The following is a 20,821-nucleotide window of genomic DNA, read 5'->3' as shown; positions in this document are numbered from 1 at the left end:
ACAATTGTTAATATCAATTATCTATCTATCTACTATTTCAATTCAATTATTTAACAATGAGAAAAACGTTATTACTGTTGACGTTTGTGCTCGGGCTGCTTTCTATTGCCTTTGCACAAGAGCGTACAGTATCTGGTGTGGTGAGGACTGCATCAGGGGAGACCCTTCCCGGTACTACTGTACAAGTAAAAGGTGCTACAATTGGCGCCGTGACAAATCTTGATGGTGCATTTAAATTGACAATCCCTCCAAATGCTACAGTACTTTTGTTTCGGTTAGTTGGGTACGCAACTGTCGAACAAGAAATAGGTTCTAAAACTACTTTTGAGATAACCTTGAAAGAAGATATTCAGCAGCTAAATGAAGTTGTTGTAACTGCATTTGGTGTGTCTAGAGACAAAAGAGCACTTTCTTACGCTGTTCAAACTGTAGACTCTAATGAAATTTTAGCGGCTAAGGAAACGAACGTCGTAAGTGCTTTATCAGGTAAAGTAGCAGGTGTGCAGATTACACAATCGTCTGGAGCTGCAGGTGGAGGTTCTTATATCAAGATTCGTGGTAACTCTTCTCTGACAGGTAATAACCAGCCACTTTTTGTTGTTGATGGAGTACCTGTTAACAACTCTATGAACTTTACGGAAGACCCAAGAAGTGGAGCCGCAGAGTCCAACCGTTTGATTGACCTTAACCCTGATGATATCGCAGAAGTTACTGTACTTAAAGGTGGTTCTGCTGCTGCACTCTATGGTTCAAGAGCTGCCAACGGTGTAGTAATGATTACAACAAAGAAAGGAAGCAGGGGACAAAAGTTAACAGCAAATTATGCTTATACTGTTGAGGCTTCAAAAGTAAACAAACTGCCAGAATTACAGACAGAATATTCTCAAGGTTGGGGTGGGGTATATGCTGCTCCAGAAACAGGAGATCCATTTTCATGGGGTGCAAAGATTTCTAGTGATGCTTCTTTAAACTCATATAATAATGCTGAGAACTTTTTCCAGACAGGTTTGAAACAAGAGCACTCATTCAATGTAGCAGGTGGAAATGAAGTAGCTAGTATTTTTGCTTCCGTATCGAGATTGGATCAAGAAGGTATTGTGCCAACAAATACATTTGAAAGAACTTCAGCAAGAGTAACAACTCAAGCTAGACTATCTGAAATGTTTGAGTTGACAGCCTCTGCAAATTATACTAATTCATCTGGTAGAAGAATCCAGCAGGGCTCTAATACTTCAGGTTTGATGCTAGGCCTCCTAAGAACAGCTCCTTCATTTGACAACTCTAATGGAGCTTCTGATCCAACAGATCCTTCTGCTTATCTAAACCCAGATGGTACACAACGTAATTACCGTGGTGGTGGTGGTTATGACAACCCTTACTGGACTATTAACCAGACTCCATTGTTGGATAATGTAAACCGTATCATGGGATATACAAAACTGGATTTTAAGCCAATTGAAAAAGTGACAGTTACTTACAGAATTGGTGTAGATACATATTCAGATAAAAGAAAGCAGGTATTCCCAATCAATTCTAGAACTGTTCCAGCAGGTAGGTTAATCAATTATGATATCTTCAACACAGAAATTACTTCAGACTTGTTCGTTAATTACTCTGACAGGTTTATGGATGATTTCGGTGTAAATGTAATGGTTGGTCATAGTTTGAACCACAGACAGAATGCATCCAACAGAGTACAAGGTGAAGGGTTGGTAATCGGTGAGTTTTACAATATGTCCAATGCTGCTACAATAAGTACTACTGAAGATGAATATACAATCAGAACTGTAGGTAGTTTTATTGATGCCAATTTTGATTATAAAAACACCTTTTTCTTTGGAGCTTCATTGAGAAGAGATGTTGCTTCAACTTTTGGCGCAGCTACTGATAACTCCTTCATTTACCCAGCACTTTCTGCAGGTATTGTGTTCTCAGAATTATTGCCTGAAAATGGCATTATTTCTTACGGTAAAGTAAGAGCAAACATGGCTGAGGTGGGTAACCAGCCACCTGCATATGTAACTAAAACTTACTTCAATTCTGCATCTCCTTATAGTGGTTGGATTGATGGTTTTGAGTTTCCATTTGGTGATGCAATTGGTTATACACAATCAAATGTATTGGGTAATGCCTACCTGAAGCCTGAAAAAGTAACAGTTAAAGAGGTTGGTTTAGAAATGAACTTCTTAGAAAATAGAATTGGCTTTGACGTGACAGGGTATGTGAAGAAGTCTGAAGACCTAATCATTGCAGTTCCTGTAGCTGGTACATCAGGTTTTGAAAATACGTACATGAATGCAGGTGTTATGGAGAATAAAGGTATTGAAGTAGCATTCCATGCCACTCCACTTCAAACTGCAACTGGTTTCACATGGGATATGAATGTGAACTTTACTAAGAATAAAAATGAGGTAATTGAACTAGCTGATGGAGTGGATGTTGTCAGCCTTCCTTATGGTTTCTCTGGTGCAAACCAAAGATTGGTAAAAGGTGAAGCATATGGTACTTTATATGGCTCTGTATGGGAAAGAGATGAAAATGGAAATGTACTGGTAGATCTAAATGGAGTCCCAAAAGTAGCTGCAGGTGAAGAAATCATTGGTGATCCGAACCCAGATTGGTTGATGGGTATCAGAAATACGCTTTCTTATAAGGGTTTCTCTATTTCTGCTTTAATTGATATTAGACAAGGAGGAGATATATGGAATGGTACAAGGGGTGCATTGAATTACTTTGGTACATCTGCAGAAACTGCTGAAGGTAGAGGTTCTCAATTTGTATTCGAAGGTGTGTATGCAGAGTCAGGTGCTACTGCTGATGATAAAGAAGTTGTAGCAGGAGATGTGAATGCCACCCCTATCACTAAAGATGAGACATGGTATGCTACTGGCCCTGGTTCAGGCTTTACAGGTCCTTCAGAGCAGTTTATCGAAGATGGTAGCTGGGTAAGGTTGAGAGAACTGAGCTTGAACTATAAGGTTCCGACTTCTTTGGTTTCAAATATCCCTGGAGTATCAGGTGCGAACATTACAATCACTGGTCGTAACCTGTGGCTGCACACGGATTACCAAGGTGTAGACCCTGAAACTAACTTGGGTGGTGCTATCAATGCTCAAGGTGCAGATTACTTCAATATGCCATCAACTAAAGGTGTATCAGCAACAGTAAGGTTGACATTTTAAGTGTAAAAGGTGATTGAGTAAATGAGAGGCAAAGAAGCTTTCTTATTTAAGAAGAGATGGATTTATGCACTAATTGACAAAGTGAAACAAAATGAAAAAGATCAATAAATTATTATTTGTGTTTGCGCTAGCAACCTCTACAATGTTTGGAGGATGTGACAGCTTCGTAGAAGGGTATGAAGATGACCCTACGCGTCCACTTTCAGTTGGTATGGATGTGACACTGAGTAGTGCTCAATCCTATACAATATATGTTCAGTCTGATGATATAGCTAGGTTCACAGCAATTGTGATGCAGCAAGTAACAGGAGCTGACCGTCAATTCTTGGCAGCACAACGTTACAATATTCAAAGAGGGGACTTCGATACACCTTGGTCATTTAATGGGTATTCAGGTGCTATGCAAGACTTGAAAAACCTAATGATACAGGCAGAAGGACAGAGCTCACCTCATTACTCAGGTGTTGCTAAGGTATTAATGGCTGTAAACTTAGGGGTATTAACAGATGCTTTTGGTGATATTCCTTATTCTGAGGCTTTTCAAGGAGTTGAAAACTTAAAGCCAAAGTTTGATTCTCAGGAGAGTATTTATACAGAAATCCAATCTTTGCTTGATGGAGCCATCGCTGACTTAAAGAAAGAAAGTGTATTGTCTCCAGCCGCAGATGACCTGATATATGGTGGAGACCTTGCAAAGTGGGAAATGTTTGCTTATGGTTTGAAAGCAAGGTATTTGAATCATCTTTCAAAACTATCTCAGTACGATGCTAATGCAGTATTATCTGCTCTATCAAAATCGTTTGCGACAAATGAGGATGATGCACAGTTTGTCTTTATGTCTTCAACGCTTCAGTCAAACCCATGGAATCAATTCTTGGTGCAAAGAGAGGGTTATATAGCCTTAGAAGGTTATATGTATGATATGATGGCCGAAAAGGCAGATCCGAGAGCTCCATTATATGGTGAAGGTGGTTTCTATTTTCAGGCAACCTCACCAATCCCAATGATGACATATGTTGAAGCTAAATTTATTGAGGCAGAAGCACTACTTTCACAAGGTAAAACAGTCGAGGCAGAAACTGCTTTTCAAGCAGCTGTAAGAGCTAATATGGAGAAAGTAGGAGTAGATACTGCTGATATTGAGACTTATATGACTGCTCATGGTTCATTTACTGCAGGTACTGAACTAGAGCAATTAATGGAAGAGAAATACGTGGCAATGTTCACACACCCTGAGTCTTGGGTTGACTGGAGAAGGTCTGGAGTTCCATCAATTGTAGCTCCAGCAAACTCAGAGCTGTCAGGAGGTCAGATCCCTAGAAGGTTTCCTTACGCTGAATCAGAGTACTTATATAATTCTCAAAATGTACCTGAATTAGATAAAGAAGCTGGCCTTACCCAAAGAATGTGGTGGGATAAATAAGCGATATAAGTGTCAATTAATTTCATAGTTTGAATAAAAGAGGCTATTCCATTTTGGAATAGCCTCTTATTTTTTGAAAACCAGTGGTTATAACATCTAGCTTTAGTGGTTAAGTGTCATAAGGTGACTTTTGTAAAAGACTCCTATAGTGCCATTTTTAATAGTTAAAATTAAATAAATGTAAATATTCCGCTTATAGGTGATTATACATGTATATGTACTTATTGTATTGTGAATAATGAAATAAAATATATTTATAATGACATTTTTTGATATAAAATATTGACAATAATGTATTGTAATTGTATTATTGTTGCAACTAGTTAACAATTATTTAATTTCTATCTATTCCAAACTCAATTTTCTAACTATGAGAAAATCTCTATTACTGTTGACACTTGTGCTTGGGCTGTTTTCAATGGCTTTAGCTCAAGAACGAACAGTTTCCGGTGTGGTGAAAGATGATTTAGGAGAGCCACTTCCAGGAACTACTGTACAAATCAAAGGTTCATCTTTAGGTGCAGTTACAGACCTAGATGGTGCTTTTAAACTGACTATCCCTAAAGAAGCTGAGACATTAATTTTTCGCTTAGTAGGCTTCGAAACAATCGAACAAACAATCGGAACACAAACGACTTTTAGTGTTACTTTGAAAGAAGATGTACAACAACTTGGTGAAGTTGTGGTAACAGCTTTAGGTATATCAAGAGACGAGCGTTCTTTAGGATACGCTGTTCAGAAAGTTGGGGGAGAAGGACTCCAGCAGGTGAAAGACCAGAACGTTATTAACTCACTAAATGGTAAAGTTGCTGGTGTACAAATTAAAGGAGCTTCTGGTAACATTGGTGGTTCTGCAAATATCAATATCCGTGGTATTTCATCTATCATGGGTAATAACCAACCTTTATTTGTAATTGATGGAACCCCTATCTCTAACAGATCATTTTCTGATGGTGATCAGGCTGTAGGTTCAGGTGGTTTTGACTATGGTAATGCTGCAGCTGACTTGAATGCTGATGATATAGAATCAGTAACAGTACTGAAAGGTGCTTCGGCTTCAGCACTTTATGGTTCTAGAGCTGCCAATGGTGTAATTATGATTACAACTAAAAAGGGCAGTGGTAAGAAAGGTATCGGTGTTGAGGTAAACTCTAACGTGACTTTCGACAAGGTATATATTATGCCAAGCTACCAAAACGTATATGGTGGTGGTTACTCTCAAGAGTTCTCTACATTTAAATTTGACCCAGAACAACACCCTGCTGAATGGTCAGCCTTTGATGGTCAAAAGTTAGTAGACTATGGTGCGGATGAAAGCTGGGGTCCTAAGATGGACGGTACTTTGGTAAGACACTGGGATAGCTGGTTTGAAGGTGAAAACTTTGGGGAACTAAGACCATTTGAGGCTAACCCTGACAATGTAAGAAGCTTCTTTGAGACTGGTGTAACAGCTACAAACAACGTAGCGCTAACAGGTAGTTCAGATAAAGGGTCATTCAGACTTTCACTGACGAATATGAATGTACAAGGTACATTCCCAGGTTCAACGCTAAATAAGAACACGATTAGCTTCAATGGTAACCAGAAGTTGAGTGATAAGCTGACTGCCAATGTAAGTATGAACTATTTGGCTCAGCATGCATATGGAAGACCAAGAAATGGTTATGACTTCTACCAAGGACGTAATGTGGTAACTAACTTTAACCAGTGGTTCCAACGTCAATTGGATTTTGATCGCCTGAAAAATAACTATGAAGGACCGACAGGTGATGCAAGATCTTGGAATATTCAAGGTCCAACAAACTCACAGCCTGCTTATTGGGATAACCCTTATTGGGTGATCAATAAGAACTATACAGAGGACTGGAGAGATCGTGTATACGGTAATGTAGGTTTGACATATGAGATCAATGACTACTTGAAACTTTCGGCAATTGGTAGAACTGACTTCTACACTATGAGAATTGAAGATAGAATTGCTACAGGTTCACTAGTACTTGATCGTTACAGTGAGGATGTAATCACAGAGATGGAAAACAACTATGAGGCATTACTGCAGTTTAACAAAGATCTGACAAATGACCTTTCTCTTTCAGCGAACTTGGGTGCAAACATTCGTACCAACCAATACCACAAGAACGCAATGGCAACAGAAGGTGGTCTGACAGTACCGAACTATTTCAATATGGATGGCTCTAAAGACCGTCCTACATTGACGGACTCATTCAAAGAAAAGCAAGTAAACTCGCTGTATGCAACTGCATCATTTGGTTATAAGCATATGCTATATGTGGATGCATCGTTCAGACAGGACTGGTTCTCTACACTTCCAGTAGACAACAATACAGTATCTTATCCGGCAGTTTCCACTTCATTTGTGTTCTCTGAATTACTTGACACTGATATCATTTCATTCGGTAAGGTAAGAGCAAACTGGGGTATGACAGGTAACGATACAGATGCATACAGACTGTATAAAGTGTTTGGTGCTAATAACCCATTCGGTAATAACCCTATGGTATACACACCAAATGAAATCCTGAATCCTTTCTTGAAACCAGAAATTACAGAAGAAATAGAGTTTGGTTTGGATATGCGTTTCTTAAGTGGTAGAGCTGGTTTTGATATTGCTTACTATGACCGTGCTTCTCGTGACCAAATTATTCCTCTTTCAGTATCAGGTGCAACAGGGTATTCTGATGCATGGGTAAATGCTGGTTTGGTAACGAACAAAGGTATTGAGGCATCAATCAGTGCTACACCGATTGAAACTCCTGACTTTAAGTGGGGAGTGACAATTAACTATGCTAAGAACAAAAACGAAGTAGTTGAACTGTATCAAGACCTAGATAACATCGTGCTTGGTAGCTGGGGGCCTTCAATTAATGCGAAAGTAGGTTCTCCTTATGGTACTTTTGTGACAGATGGATTTGATTACTTCCAGGCAACTGATGCTGATGGCAACCCAGTTGATCACCCATCAAATGGTAAGAGAATCATTGATTTGAGTGTAGATGAAGATGGGGTTGAAGATGAGAGTAAAGCTTTATATGCTAGAACTACTAATAACACATATGGTACATACTTGCCAGACTTCACAGGTGGTATCTCTAACTCATTCTCATACAAAGGTATTCAATTGAATGCATTGATTGACTTTCAAAAAGGAGGCTTAGTGTATTCAGTTACTAACCGTTACGGTGAGTACTCGGGCCTTCTAGAAAGCACAGCAGTTATTAATGATAAAGGTCAGAATGTGAGAGATGCTATTGCAGACGGTGGTGGTGTGAAGATAGAAGGAGTTGATGAAGATGGTAATGATGTAGTTAGATATGTTGATGCAAAAGCGTACTTCAAATCTTTAGCTACTAGAAGAGAAAACTACCTGTATGATGCTTCTTATGTGAAACTGAGAGAGGTATCTCTTTCATATGCATTGCCTAAGCAACTGATTTCAAATACGCCATTCCAAGCAGTATCTGTTGCAGTAGTAGGTAGAAACCTGTGGTTGATCCATAGTAATGCACCAAACATTGATCCTGAAGCAACTCTTGGAGCCTCTAATATTCAAGGTTTTGAGAATGGTCAGATTCCTTCAACAAGATCTATTGGTTTCAATGTAAACCTGAAATTCTAATTGTTTGAATTAATTGAATTGGAGGGAGGGCTAGTTTTAGTCCTCCAACCACTAGAATTTCTAACTTATTTAGATAACGAAATACATGATGACTATAAATAATATCAAAAAGGTATTGGTAGCAGGGTCACTCCTGTTGTCAGTATCAGCTTGCGATCATTTCGAAGAGATGAACGTGGACCCTACGAAGCCTGCAAAAACACCAACATCTTACTTGTTGACTCAGTCGCAAAAAAGTTTGGTGGACTTACTGTTTGATATGTCTATTGCTTCTTTCAGTGATTTCGGTAACCACTATGCTCAGTTACTGTCAGCAGGTTCTTATACAGATGTGTCAAACTATCAGACAGTTGAATCAAGTTTTTATTCTTTCTATACTGGAGGCTTGAATGATCTTGAGCAAATTATCCAGCTGAATACCGATGAGACGACACTTGTTGATGCACAAGCATCTGGTAGTAATGAGAACCAGATCGCAGTAGCCAAGATTTTGCAATCATGGGCATTCCACAATGTAACGGATATTTGGGGCGCAGTTCCTTACTCTGAAGCACTGAAAGGTAATGAGGTATTTAAGCCTAAATATGATAGCCAAAAAGAGATCTATAAAGGTATTTTGGAGACTTTGTCTGCATCTGTTGATATGATTGATACAGGTACTGCTATTGAGGGGGATATCATCTTTGGTGGTGATATGACAAAATGGAAAAAGTTTGCCAACTCACTCATTATGAGAATAGCAATGAGAGCTGCTGAAGCATCAGGTGCTGATTTTGATGCCAAAGCTTACTTTGCTGCTGCTGCTGCAGATGCTATTGCATCAAATGCGGACAATGCACAACTGGTTTATGATGCAGCTGCTGCTAACTCAAACCCATACTATCAGTGGATTACACTACAAGGACGTCGTGATTATTATGTGTCAGATCGTTTGATGAGTAAACTGAAGGATGTAGTTAATCCAAGTGATGCTACTATGATGATGGATGACCCAAGGTTAACTTACTACGCACAACCATCTGCTTCAGGTAGTATTTATGCTGGTATGCCGTATGGTAATGCGCAAGGTGAAGTAACTGGTGATGCATTGGACCAATATTCTTTCCCAGGTAAGGATTTTGTAAGTGCTACATCTCCATTTGTACTGATGGATTATGCTGAGGTAGAATTCCTGATGGCTGAAGCTGTAAAACGTGGATGGGTTTCTGGTAATGCAGAAGATCACTATAACACAGCGGTGAAAGCAGCAATTACTCAGTATAATACAGGGATAACAGAGGCTGAATTAGATGACTACTTAACGTATATCCCTTATGATGATGCGAATTGGGAGGAATCAATCCATGAGCAGAAGTGGGTAGCATTCTATATGCAAGGTCTTCAGGCATGGGCTGAGCAAAGAAGAACTAACTTCCCTGCTCTCGCACCATCACCAAATGCATCTGAAGGTAGAACAATTCCGGCAAGAAGGGTTTATGCTCAGAACGAGTTTGACTTGAACGGAGAAAACCTTGCAACAGGTATTGAAATGAATGGCGGTAACGATTATAACACTAAATTGTGGTGGGATATTGACTAAGCGTTAGCTTTTATATATAGAACCGGATCTCTTTTAGAGGTCCGGTTTTTTTACTTTAACCCAAAATATCAAATGAAGAACTTAACAAGATACTTACTTACGCTAATGACTGTTGTTTTTTGTACTTATTCATATGGACAGATTAATACACCAATTATTAGAGGAAGCCTTACAAACCCTGCCTTAATGAAAATCAGGTCTAAAAAAGCAGATGTCAAAACAGAAGGACATTACTTTATTGAGCCTGAATGGTATGTAGGAACTGTCAATTTTTCAAAAGGAGAACAGGTAGTAGGTTATCCTTTACGTTATCACTTGGAAGATGATGAGTTGGAAATTAAAGTGGAAGATGAAGTCAAAGTAGCATCTCCAAAGCAGATTGAGTCATTTGAGTGGACATTGAAAGATGGAACGAAACAGTATTTTAGGGTACTGGATGGATATAGTCTAGAAGGTGTTCCATTGGTCAATAAGTTGGCGCAGGTATTAACTGAAGGAGAAATGTCAGCTTATAAGCTTTATAAACTTAAAAAGGTGACTCGTGACAATATGCTGACTCAACAACATCCTGATGCAGTCAAATCTGAGATTGTTACTTATAAGACCAATTACCTAGCAGTAGGGGAAGAACTGCTTGAAGTAAAAAAGAGTAAAAAGAAGATGTTAGCGTTTTTTGGCTCTTTAGAGAAAGAGATGGAAAGTTATATTAAAAAGAAAAAGTTGAGTTTTGGTAATGACCATGAGTTGGTCGCAATCATTAGTCACTATAATCAGTTGAAAGGAAGTACGAAAAACCAATAATTAAAAAGCCATCAGGAAAGTCGCTCCTGATGGCTTTTTAGTAGTAGAAATTAACCCACCACCATAGTTTTTATATTCACAAACTCCTTAATTCCATAAGCTGAAAGCTCCCTTCCGTAGCCAGACTTTTTAGTTCCTCCAAAAGGTAGTCTTGGATCTGACTTTACAATATGGTTAACGCTGATCGTACCGGCTTCTACCATACTGGCAAGTTGAAATCCTTTCGTCTCATCCTTGGTCCAGATAGAAGCTCCGAGTCCGTAGCGTGAGCTGTTGGCAAGCCTTACAGCATCCTGTTCGTCTTCAGCTTCAATGATGCACAGCAATGGACCGAATGTTTCTTCTTCAAATACAGGCATGCCGGGTGATACATTGGTCAGTACGGTTGGAGGGAAATAGTTGCCGCTTCGTTCTCCTCCGTGTAACAATTGGGCACCCATTTCAATGGAGGAAAGCATTTGGCGTTGTAGGTTGTCAGCCAAATCAGGTCTTGCCATATAGGCAACCTGCTTACCATTGGCCTGAGTTGCCATATTGGAGATTTTGTCCATGATGGCATCAGTAAAGGGTTCTAGGATTTCTTTGGCGACTATAAATCTCTTGGCTGAAGTACATGCCTGTCCTGCGTTACCCATTCTGGATTGGACAGCAGCAGTTGCGGCAATATCAATATCAGCATCTTGGAGTACAATAAAAGGATCACTTCCGCCTAACTCTAGAATTGATTTCTTGATATGCTTCCCTGCGAGTGACGCTACAGCGGCACCTGCACGCTCACTACCGGTCAAGGCTATACCTTGTACAATCGGAGCTGCCAATACCTCTTCTACCTGATCAGTATCAATAATCAGGTTTTGAAAGACATGTTCAGGAAGTCCCGCTTCTATTAGTAATTCTTCAATTGCAACAGCAGCACCAAAAACATTGGGCGCATGCTTTAGGAGTAAGACATTACCCGCCATCAATGCGGGGGCTGAAAAACGGAATACTTGCCAAAAGGGAAAGTTCCAAGGCATGATTTCCAGAATGGCACCAAGAGGTGAATAGTTGACAATGCTTCTGGAAAATCGTGAAGCGATGACTTCATCCTGAAGGATTTCTTCAGCATGGTCGGCGTAGTAGTTACAGACCAAAGCACTTTTTTCTATTTCAGCAACTGCTTCATAAGGTAGCTTACCCATCTCATCCGTAATGAGTGCAGCATATTGCTCTTTACGTTCAAGGAGTAGTTGAGCAGCCTTTTTTAGTACAGTAGCCCTACTGGTGAAAGAGGTCCATTTCCATTGCTGAAATGCTTTTTCACTCAAGCTGATTTTTTCTTTCACTTCAGCAGGATTTAGGCCTTTGTACTGGGCGATTACCTTTCCATTGGCCGGATTAATGCTTTGGAATTCCATTTGTATGTTCAGATAGTTTGTCTGTCGTGTGTTCGTGCCAGATGAGACAAAGTCTCCCTCAAATAGCAAATATACGATATATGCCTGAGAGGTGAGTGTATTTATTTTTGTCTTTAACTGTCGGAAATGTATAATGTTCCTTAAATTTTGGGCGATACCTAAAAATTAGGGGCTATGAAAAATGTAATTACTTCTTTTTACAAAAAAAGCGTGATTATTACCATTTAGGTTTAATTTTGCGCTCGAAATACCTAACCATTATTTTTGAAGGTAGTTGTTATGGTAAGATAGTATTGGAAGAGTCTTTGGATGTGACGAAATAGTATTAAGTTGGGAGTGAGTGAATTAATTGATTCTTTTGCCCTAAATACTAAAATAGTCATCGAGGCTGTTCTGATACCAGAGTAGAGAGATTCAAATCAAAAACATTATAGGTGCAGGCATGTATATCAGTATGAAAAATAATGACAATAGTGCAGGCATCAGACATAAACTAAATAATTTCGTCCTTCTTTATCATGGAATTCACAAGACTAGCGACCAGAGACAAGGCGCTTAAAATTAATCTTGATAATGGTATTTACGGTTCGTTGGCAGAAATTGGTGCGGGGCAGGAAGTAGCTGCGCACTTCTTTAAAGCTGGCGGGGCATCGGGAACAATTGCCAAGACTATGTCGGCTTATGACATGTCTTTCAGTGACGCAATCTACGGCCCGGAAAAGAGCAAACGGTACGTATGCCAAAGCCGGGTAGAGAAGATGCTCAATAAGGAATACCGTCTGTTAGGTGCAAGGTTACCTGAAAGAGCAAAGACAACACGCTTTTTTGCGTTTGCTAACACAATCGAGCAAATCAACTTCAACCGTACCAATGACGGTCATGGATGGATGGGAGTTCGTTTCCAGCTGACACCGGAGAGCCTTCCGAATGAATGTGTGATCCACGTCAAGATGAAAGATCCGAACCCGAGGGTACAGCAAATGGTAATCGGTACGATAGGAGTAAACCTTATTTATTCTTGTTTCTATTACCATGATGATATGGATACATTTATCCATTCACTGCTGGATGGCTTGACAGTGCACGATGTAACGGTGGACTTCTTCATGATCTCCGGACCGGACTTTGAAGATGTGGATAACCGCCTGATGAGTTTGAAACTCGTAAGAATGGGCTTGTCAAAAGCCACGATGTTTGGACCGGATGGTAAGGTGTTACTTCCTGCGGATGTACTTTATAAAAAGAATATTCTGGTACTTAGAGGACGCTTCAGACCAATCACCCACGTAAATGTGGATATGCTTGAACGAAGTTATGAACAGTTCAAAAGTGAACCGGATGTTGAAGAAGACAACATTGTGACTATCGCAGAGCTGACACTATCCAACCTTCGTGTGTCAGAAAATAACCAGAAAAACGAAAAAGACTTCCTCGACCGTGTAGACCTCCTCTGCTCCCTTGGTCATACAGTACTCATCTCCAACTACTCAGAATATTACCGCCTAACTAATTTCCTTTCAAGATATACCCGTGGTCGCAAGATTGGTGTGGCTCTAGGTGTGTACAATTTGGAATACATCTTCAATGAGGAATATTACAGTCACTTGAAAGGTGGCATTATGGAGGCATTTGGTTTCCTGTTTGGCCGTAACATAAAGTTGTATGTATATCCATCTTTGCACCGTGAACACTTGGAAAACCATGAGCTGATTACAGGTAAAGATATCGATATGGATACCAAGCTGCGTAAGTTATATGAGTTCTTGGAAGAGAGTGGTAAGATCGAAAACTTAGAAGGTTGCAAGACTGAGCATCTGCATATCATCTCAGATCATGTATTGGAAATGATCAAGAGTGGTGATGAAAGGTGGGAGGAAATGGTACCTGGTTTGGTAGTGGAAGCCATCAAGCGTAACTGCCTGTTTGATTACCCTTGCTCTTTAGAAGAGAAATACTTGATTGAGCAGCGTAAGCGTGAAGACAACCGTGCTAGACAGCGTGCAATGATGAAGGTAAAGTAAGCCTTTAGACATAAGATATACGAAAGCACTTTAGGGGAAACCTTAAAGTGCTTTTTTTGTAGTTAATCTACTACCTGCTTGCCTAGTTGTATATTCCATTCTTTGATCAAAGCAAGACCTTCTTCTGCTGATATTTCCTTTTCTATACCATTGCTAATTAAAAAATAAGTAGTGAAGTGAGAAGTAAAGATATTTTCATACCCATTCCGAATTTTAAAAGAGGCTTTGGTGTCGGTGTTTATATAAGTATCGGTTTCCTCTAAAGGGCTTCCAAAGAATAAATAGGAAACATGTTTTGAAGTATGGAATACACCTTTCCGTTCAGTGTTGTATCTCCAATAGTGATTTTCACTCCAGTAAGCACTCGAAGTGTTTTTTCTTTCCAAAATTAAAGTAGGGGATAAAGGTGGAATCCCTTTTTCCATTCTCTTTTGATTGAAGGAATTTCTATCAAAATGTACCCATTCACTATTTGAGATAAGCCGATTAGTAACGGAGAATAGCAAATTCAGAAGTGATGCAGTTATAAAAAAACGTTTAAAAGTGAGGTTAAACCATCTGAAAGTCCTGAATTGGTTGAAGGCATGATACGTCCAGTTAGAATAAGCAATTATTAAGAAAATAATAGTATGGATAATGAGGTATAAAGCACAAAAAATGAATGTTGATATGAGAAAAATATTATTGAAAAAAAGGCTATAGTAATTCATGTAAAAAAATAGATATGGGTTTTAGTAATAGCGTTCGAATATAGCATCATCCTATTAAATAAAAAGCCCATTGAATAAGATATAGTTTCTTATTCAATGGGCTTAATACAAACCTTATTTGCTTGCCTTACACAAGGTCAAAAAGGTCATTGACAATGATAGGGCTTGCCTTTGTGAAACCTTCCGCATATTTGGCTCCTACATGTTGACCATACTCTCGGGCTCTCGACTTAATGAATTCCATAAATTCAGGAGAGGAAATAAAGGTTTGGTCGCCTTTGTCGCTTTCCGAAGAGCCTGTATGGAACTGAGATTTAAAAGCCCTAATGGAAGCCTCTTTTCCTTCCCAGAAGTCTGTTACATCAATGACAAAGTCTGGGGCGAGATAAGTGCTTTGGATGATATGGAATATGTTTTTTGGTCTCCAAGCTTCTTGCGCTTTACCGTCAAGTTCTGTTTTGACCATTTTCAAGCCACTAATAAAGCAGGCATCCACTGTCAGTTGGGATGCTTTGCCATGATCAGGGTGGCGGTCTTCTATCGCATTGGTAATGACAATATCAGGACGGTATTTACGGATAATCTTGGCAACCTCAAGCTGGTGCGCTTTGTCGTTGGTAAAGAATACATCCGAAAAACCAAGATTTTCTCTTGCATGCAGCCCCAAGATCTTCGCAGAGTCAGCGGCTTCCTGCATCCTGATTTCAGGAGTGCCACGCGTGCCCATTTCACCTTTTGTATAGTCCACAATACCCACTTTGTGACCTTGTGAAATGGCTTTCAGAATAGTACCTGAGCATGCGAGTTCTGCATCATCAGGGTGTGCAACAAGTACAAGTATATCTAGTTTCATTATAATAACTTTCGGATTAATGACCTATGGTGATTACTTAACCTACTTCTTTTAGCAAGTGTTTAAACATTAAGTACCAAAGGTAAGGAATTTAGAGGCAAAGCAGGGAGATGGCTATTGTACTCCTAGACCAGCTGCCCACTTTAACTCTGCAATTGATTTGGCAAACTCAGACCATATCTTGAAAAGTTTGGTTTCGGCTTCTAGAAGTTTCCCTTCCCTTACGGTCACATAAAAGACAGAGCTTTCTCCAGCCTGAAATTTCTGCTCTTCTCCAGACAAAAGCTTACGGTAGTTCTGTGCCATTTCTGCTTGCATAGAAACCAAGTTATTCAGGTTGTTAGCCTTGTTGTATTGTGCTCTCAGGTTATTTTGAATGGTACGGGAAGCCTCTACACGTTTAAGTCCTGTTTGCTCCAGTTTAACCTTTGTGAGTTTCAACTTGCCCCTCTCTTTTCTTAGAAAAAGTGGAAATGAAAAATCAACCCCAAGCTTATAATTTTCCTCAAAGAAGTCCATGTTATACTCATTGGAAGAGATAGGGGTCTTTGACAGGAAATTGTATTTCAGGTTCAGTGTAGGCTTCAACATCTCGGCGGCCAGCTTACGCTGAACTTCAAGTTGTGAAAGTTTTGAATCAATCAGTCTGAGTTCGGGATGTTGTTGTGCCGCCATTTGTTCCAGTTGTGCCATATCAATATCTGTAAGAGACACACTAGGTCTTTCGACAGGGCGCAGTTCTGAATCCATTTCTAGTGGAGAGCCGTTTTCATCCCAAAGGTGGTTTGATAGCACTAGCCTGCTGTTATTGAGTTCCAACAGTGCCATCTTCAGATCGATTTCACGTTGTTGGATTGTGATTTTAGCCTCTGTGCTATCTATGGCAGCCAAAGTACCTTGTACTACTTCTTGCTTGACCGCATTGTATCGGAACTTGGCTAGGTTAAACCCTTTTTCAGCCAATTGGTATTGGTGGTAAGCGAAATACCAAGTCCAGTAATCCTTGGCAATCTGAAGCATTAGCTTGTTGATTTTGTTCACACGCTCTGCTTCTGCTTCCTGTTGCATGGCTTGGGCTTCACGTAGGGCAGCCCGACGTTCATCAATTAGCATTCCCTGTAAGATAGGCAGTTCAATGCCTGCATAGGCAAGCCCTTTTCCCGAATTAGTATCTGATTGTGGATTAAGGTTTATTCCTGTATTCTTCTCGTACCCTACTTTCAGGTCGCCAACCCACATTGGGATTTTGAGGTGAGAATCCCAAAGGCGGTAATAGTTACTGCCTTTGAATTCTTTTCCACTGTATTGGGAATACACCTTTGGGTCAAAATAACCTCTTGATATTCTGATGTTCATTTGGGCACTTTCAGACAGCAGGTTTGCTTGTCTAGCCACAGGGTGATTATTCAGTACCTGTGAGTAGATGCCATCAAGAGTCAGTACCAGTGTACTGTCTTGAGCAACTGCCTTTTGAAAATAACCCAGATGTAATAAACACACAGCCAATAGTATTCTCATATTTCCGCTCTATATAAGGCATCGTAATGCCTATTTGCCTCCTTTTTACTTTTTCTTGTCTCCTCCTTTTTTGCCTTCCTTGATCTTGTTGCCAAAGTTGTTCAAGCTAGGTGGGAAACCATTGATTTGTCGCCAGAATTCATACCATACAGGCACGTCGTCCAAAAGAACCCAGCCGTATACGCCAGACCCCATTCTGAGTTGTTCTGGCCATGATTCATCATCACTTTTTCGTTTGTCAGGAGTTACCAGAATACGGTAGGTACCGTCATCACTGCTGACATAGTCAATGACTTCCACTTTACCGCCAAATGTTCCGACTGATACGCTTGGCCACCCAGAGAACTGAATTGCAGGCCATCCGTCAAACTGTAGTCGTACATGTCTTCCTTTTGACAGTAGCGGAACGTCCATTGCCTTTACATAAAGGGCAACTGCCATATCTGGGTCTTTAGGCATCAGGCTAAGTAGCGCTTGGCTAACCTTCACGTTGTCACCAATACCACTTGATAATGCTTTGACCACATAACCGTCTTGAGGTGCTCGGATAGTACGCATGCCGCTACGGATTTCCATATTGCTGTACTTGTTACGGTACTCTGCCAGCATGCCTTTTGTATCGGCTATTTCTCCTAGTGTAGCACTTTTATCAGACTCAGCCTTGGCAATCTTGTTCATGGCTTCAGCTTGTACAGTACTTCTACTGATCAGTGTATTTTGAAGCTCTGCCTGTGCCGTTCTGTATTTATTTTCAGCTGACAACTCCTTAGCCTTACTCTGTTGGTATTTACTGCGGGCAGCTTCCAGTTTTGTCAGTGGAATCAAGCCACTGTCAAGAAGCACTTGATTGGCATTGTACTGACGCTCGTAGTTTTTTAGGTCTACTTGGGCTGCACGCCAATCAATACTGTCGCTACTCACTTTCAGCTTGTATTGTGCTATTTTATTTTCTGTTTGCTCCAGTTTGAGTCTTAACCCTTCACGGAGTGCTCTCAGTTGCATTTCATAGGCTTTTACCTTGTCTTGTTTAGCTTTAAGGGTAGCTTCTTTGGCTTCTACCTGTTCTCTTAACCTTGTCAGTAGTTCAGGGTCAATGAATTTCTCCTTAATCTCGGATACAGTAACAAGTACTTGTCCTGAATCTACAAACTGACCTTCCTGTACATGCCACTTGTCAATTCTGCCATCAATCGGGCTAGGAATCGTTTGTGGTCGTTCGGAAGGGGATAAGGCAGTCAGTTCACCTGTAGCCCTGATATTCTGTTGCCATGGCAGCAGCAGGATGATGAAAAACAACAGAAAGATACCCAGCAGCCATTTGGCAAGAATTCGTGCGCTGTCTGGTGTATGCAACGTATTAAGTGAATTAAGCCTTTCTTGATATATACTCCTGTCAGCAGGTTCGTTTGATGAAATCCCAAGCATATTTTTATACAGTTATTGCTAACGGTTAAAATGTCAATCTTAATCAGTAAAACTTATTTGTCATCAGGTCGGATCATACAGTCAGTGAACTTTGGCTCATGAAGCAAATCCTGATAGTGTCCCTGACAAACGATATTTCCATTTTCCATTACGATAACCTTGTCACTGACTGTCATTAGCAGTGGGTCTCCAGAGATACATATAAGTGTCCAAGGGTTTTCTTTGGCCATCAGGAAGCTGATAATGCGCAATCTTTCACGCTTTTCTATTTCCTGTAATGCTTTATTGAGAATCAGAAGTTTGGGTTTGTCTGCTATACACCTAGCCAAGATAAACCTACTGGCAATACTGCTTGAGTAAACTTTACCTCCAGCAGATATTTCAGTTTGCAGTCCGTTTGGTTGTGCATTCACAAAGTCCCAAAGCCCAACGCTTTCAAGTGCCCATACGACATCCTTGTGAGTCACACGAGCCCTTCCCATCGTAATGTTTTCGAGGATGGTACCATCAAACAGTTCTTCTTCAGATACATTCTTTGAAATGTTATCACGTAAACTACTGAGGTTAACATCCCTGATAGAGACATTGTTCATGGTAATGACACCTTCAAAACTTTCGAAGAAGCCAGACAGTAACTTGACGAGTGTATCTTTTCCTGAATTGTTATAACCAGTGATGCAGACACGCTCACCTGCGGCGATTTCAAGGTTCAGGTTGTTGATCACCTTTGATTTTGGATTTGTCGGATAGGTATAGGACAGGTCCTTGATACGAATATCCATTCCTTTTCCACTGCTAGGCATATAAATACCACCTTTACGCTCCAATGGAATATCAGTCACATTACCAATCTTCTCTACAGCAGTCAGTGAATGGTAAATGGTGTCTATATTTAGAATCAGTTTTTCTACTGCACCTAATACGAGTACAATGACGATTTCGGAAGCTACAAACTGTCCCAAGCTGATCTCTCTGTTGATGACAAGGAAGGTACCAATGGTTAGCAATCCACCTGTTACGAGCGTCTTGAAAATGACGATATAGGTATATTGACTAATCATTACCTGAAAAAGCTTTTTACGGTAGTGCAGGTAGTTATTGGTATAATGGTCAGCCTTGTTGATAGGTAGACTTGTATGTCCAGCAAGCTTGAAAGAGAAAAGCGTACGGGCAATCTCTTCCAGCCAGTGAGCTACCTTGTATTTGTATTTTGATTCTGTAAGGCTGGCTTCCAAAGCCTTTGGACCTGTCATATAGAATAGCACAGCCAAGATCATGATCAGTACCAGTCCGAATACAATAAAGAATGGGTGGTAGAAAGATAGCAGGATCATGCCGAACAGAATTTGCAGTACTGCGGCTGAAAAGTCAATCAGCAGTTTAGGTAAGCTCTTCTGAATCGTCAGTACATCAAAAAACCTGTTCATCAGTTCAGGAGCATAGTGTCCCATAATCGCCTCAACCTTCATGCGTGGCAACCTGTAGGTGATTTCTAAGGAGGCTTTTACAAAAATCCGCCGTTGAATAATCTCCACCAAGGTAACTTGCATAATCTGTAACCCCCCTGCTACCATGGTTGCAATGACAACAATGGCAATCAGTAGGGCAATGGAATCGAAAACAACCCCTCCAGCAATAGTTTCTATAACAGCCTGTACACCAACAGGCAATACCAAGCTGATTACAGAGATAATAAGTGCATAGAAATAGATGTAGAAGATATCGCGTTTTTCGGCATTCAGAAGTGCAAAAAGTCGAGAAACTGGGCTACTTACTTTTCCTAACCTGCTTTCACTGTCACTAACAATAGGATTCAATCCAACAGGCGCTGTGTATTCAACTGTATCATCCAAATCTGTAACCAAGTCCCTGATGATACTGTCAACATGATTGGTTGTATACTCCTGTGTGCCTTCATAATAATAGGCTGTATAAGTAGCATCCTTATGGTCGTAGTGAAGAATTACAGGTGTTAGGTGGTCTTCTGACCTAAAAAAAGCAAGGATTGGGAAGTGGGAGTGACGGAGCAGTTCCATCAATTCGCTTTTAGGAACTCTGTTATGCAGAGTAGCCATGTTTATCTTCTGTGCCTTATTCGACAACCCTTCTAAAAATGCATCAAAGTTTCCCTGATAGTCATAGCTATTGTGAAACTGGTCTTCCAGTTTGAATCCCTGATAATCATGTTTAATAAGTGCGGCTAGTCTTTCACAAATTGGAATAAATTGAGTCGCGTTCATCCTTGATCAAGTATACGTTCAAATAATAGGTGTGT

12 protein-coding genes are annotated in these 20,821 nt (G+C 40.2%); 6 read left to right on the top strand and 6 right to left on the bottom strand.

Annotation, left to right across the window (positions count from 1 at the left end):
- Positions 1-56: 56 nt before the first annotated feature.
- The 5 genes from V6R21_RS26350 (at position 57) to V6R21_RS26330 (ending at position 10,622) form a co-directional block, all read left to right on the top strand.
- On the top strand, positions 57-3,182 hold the full coding sequence (locus V6R21_RS26350) for a SusC/RagA family TonB-linked outer membrane protein (RefSeq protein ID WP_334246504.1): 3,126 nt from the start codon (positions 57-59) through the stop codon (positions 3,180-3,182).
- A gap of 91 nt (positions 3,183-3,273) precedes the next feature.
- Positions 3,274-4,605, top strand: coding sequence for a SusD/RagB family nutrient-binding outer membrane lipoprotein (locus V6R21_RS26345; protein ID WP_334246503.1), 1,332 nt, complete (start codon positions 3,274-3,276; stop codon positions 4,603-4,605).
- Between the two features lie 370 nt (positions 4,606-4,975).
- The gene (locus tag V6R21_RS26340) at positions 4,976-8,242 is read left to right on the top strand and encodes a SusC/RagA family TonB-linked outer membrane protein (protein WP_334246502.1); all 3,267 of its coding nucleotides are present in this window, start codon (positions 4,976-4,978) and stop codon (positions 8,240-8,242) included.
- Positions 8,243-8,327: 85 nt separating this feature from the next.
- On the top strand, positions 8,328-9,821 hold the full coding sequence (locus V6R21_RS26335; RefSeq protein WP_334246501.1) for a SusD/RagB family nutrient-binding outer membrane lipoprotein: 1,494 nt from the start codon (positions 8,328-8,330) through the stop codon (positions 9,819-9,821).
- Positions 9,822-9,893: 72 nt separating this feature from the next.
- The gene (locus tag V6R21_RS26330; protein ID WP_334246500.1) at positions 9,894-10,622 is read left to right on the top strand and encodes a hypothetical protein; all 729 of its coding nucleotides are present in this window, start codon (positions 9,894-9,896) and stop codon (positions 10,620-10,622) included.
- Between the two features lie 50 nt (positions 10,623-10,672).
- On the opposite strand, the gene V6R21_RS26325 is transcribed toward V6R21_RS26330, so the two are convergent.
- Positions 10,673-12,019: an NAD-dependent succinate-semialdehyde dehydrogenase gene (locus V6R21_RS26325; protein WP_334246499.1), complete on the bottom strand. Its 1,347-nt coding sequence runs from the start codon at positions 12,017-12,019 to the stop codon at positions 10,673-10,675.
- 518 nt (positions 12,020-12,537) lie between these two features.
- Between V6R21_RS26325 and V6R21_RS26320 the strand changes: the two genes are divergently transcribed.
- Positions 12,538-14,040 (top strand): TonB-dependent receptor, encoded by a 1,503-nt coding sequence (locus tag V6R21_RS26320; RefSeq protein WP_334246498.1) that lies wholly within the window; start codon positions 12,538-12,540, stop codon positions 14,038-14,040.
- A 62-nt stretch (positions 14,041-14,102) separates the two neighbouring features.
- Here V6R21_RS26320 and V6R21_RS26315 read toward each other — a convergent pair whose 3' ends face one another.
- The 5 genes from V6R21_RS26315 to V6R21_RS26295 form a co-directional block, all read right to left on the bottom strand.
- On the bottom strand, positions 14,103-14,465 hold the full coding sequence (locus V6R21_RS26315; RefSeq protein WP_334246497.1) for a hypothetical protein: 363 nt from the start codon (positions 14,463-14,465) through the stop codon (positions 14,103-14,105).
- Between the two features lie 412 nt (positions 14,466-14,877).
- The gene (gene bshB1, locus V6R21_RS26310) at positions 14,878-15,603 is read right to left on the bottom strand and encodes a bacillithiol biosynthesis deacetylase BshB1 (RefSeq protein ID WP_334246496.1); all 726 of its coding nucleotides are present in this window, start codon (positions 15,601-15,603) and stop codon (positions 14,878-14,880) included.
- A 114-nt stretch (positions 15,604-15,717) separates the two neighbouring features.
- The gene (locus V6R21_RS26305; RefSeq protein WP_334246495.1) at positions 15,718-17,121 is read right to left on the bottom strand and encodes a TolC family protein; all 1,404 of its coding nucleotides are present in this window, start codon (positions 17,119-17,121) and stop codon (positions 15,718-15,720) included.
- A 45-nt stretch (positions 17,122-17,166) separates the two neighbouring features.
- On the bottom strand, positions 17,167-18,546 hold the full coding sequence (locus tag V6R21_RS26300) for an HlyD family secretion protein (RefSeq protein ID WP_334246494.1): 1,380 nt from the start codon (positions 18,544-18,546) through the stop codon (positions 17,167-17,169).
- A 53-nt stretch (positions 18,547-18,599) separates the two neighbouring features.
- The gene (locus V6R21_RS26295) at positions 18,600-20,786 is read right to left on the bottom strand and encodes a peptidase domain-containing ABC transporter (RefSeq protein ID WP_334246493.1); all 2,187 of its coding nucleotides are present in this window, start codon (positions 20,784-20,786) and stop codon (positions 18,600-18,602) included.
- Between the last annotated feature and the right edge of the window lie 35 nt (positions 20,787-20,821).

The organism is Limibacter armeniacum (genome assembly GCF_036880985.1).
In the GTDB taxonomy this organism is placed as follows: Bacteria; Bacteroidota; Bacteroidia; order Cytophagales; family Flammeovirgaceae; genus Limibacter; species Limibacter armeniacum.
Note: the sequence above shows the minus strand (reverse complement) of the source record. Positions and strands in the feature narration are given on the sequence as shown.

What these genes read in the sequence shown, in the direction of transcription:
- V6R21_RS26330 (WP_334246500.1), top strand. Translation starts at nt 9,894, where the DNA reads ATGAAGAACTTAACAAGATACTTACTTACGCTAATGACTGTTGTTTTT.
- V6R21_RS26295 (WP_334246493.1), bottom strand. Translation starts at nt 20,786, where the DNA reads ATGAACGCGACTCAATTTATTCCAATTTGTGAAAGACTAGCCGCACTT.
- V6R21_RS26305 (WP_334246495.1), bottom strand. Translation starts at nt 17,121, where the DNA reads ATGAGAATACTATTGGCTGTGTGTTTATTACATCTGGGTTATTTTCAA.
- V6R21_RS26345 (WP_334246503.1), top strand. Translation starts at nt 3,274, where the DNA reads ATGAAAAAGATCAATAAATTATTATTTGTGTTTGCGCTAGCAACCTCT.
- V6R21_RS26350 (WP_334246504.1), top strand. Translation starts at nt 57, where the DNA reads ATGAGAAAAACGTTATTACTGTTGACGTTTGTGCTCGGGCTGCTTTCT.
- V6R21_RS26300 (WP_334246494.1), bottom strand. Translation starts at nt 18,546, where the DNA reads ATGCTTGGGATTTCATCAAACGAACCTGCTGACAGGAGTATATATCAA.
- bshB1 (WP_334246496.1), bottom strand. Translation starts at nt 15,603, where the DNA reads ATGAAACTAGATATACTTGTACTTGTTGCACACCCTGATGATGCAGAA.
- V6R21_RS26315 (WP_334246497.1), bottom strand. Translation starts at nt 14,465, where the DNA reads ATGGAAAAAGGGATTCCACCTTTATCCCCTACTTTAATTTTGGAAAGA.
- V6R21_RS26320 (WP_334246498.1), top strand. Translation starts at nt 12,538, where the DNA reads ATGGAATTCACAAGACTAGCGACCAGAGACAAGGCGCTTAAAATTAAT.
- V6R21_RS26325 (WP_334246499.1), bottom strand. Translation starts at nt 12,019, where the DNA reads ATGGAATTCCAAAGCATTAATCCGGCCAATGGAAAGGTAATCGCCCAG.
- V6R21_RS26335 (WP_334246501.1), top strand. Translation starts at nt 8,328, where the DNA reads ATGATGACTATAAATAATATCAAAAAGGTATTGGTAGCAGGGTCACTC.
- V6R21_RS26340 (WP_334246502.1), top strand. Translation starts at nt 4,976, where the DNA reads ATGAGAAAATCTCTATTACTGTTGACACTTGTGCTTGGGCTGTTTTCA.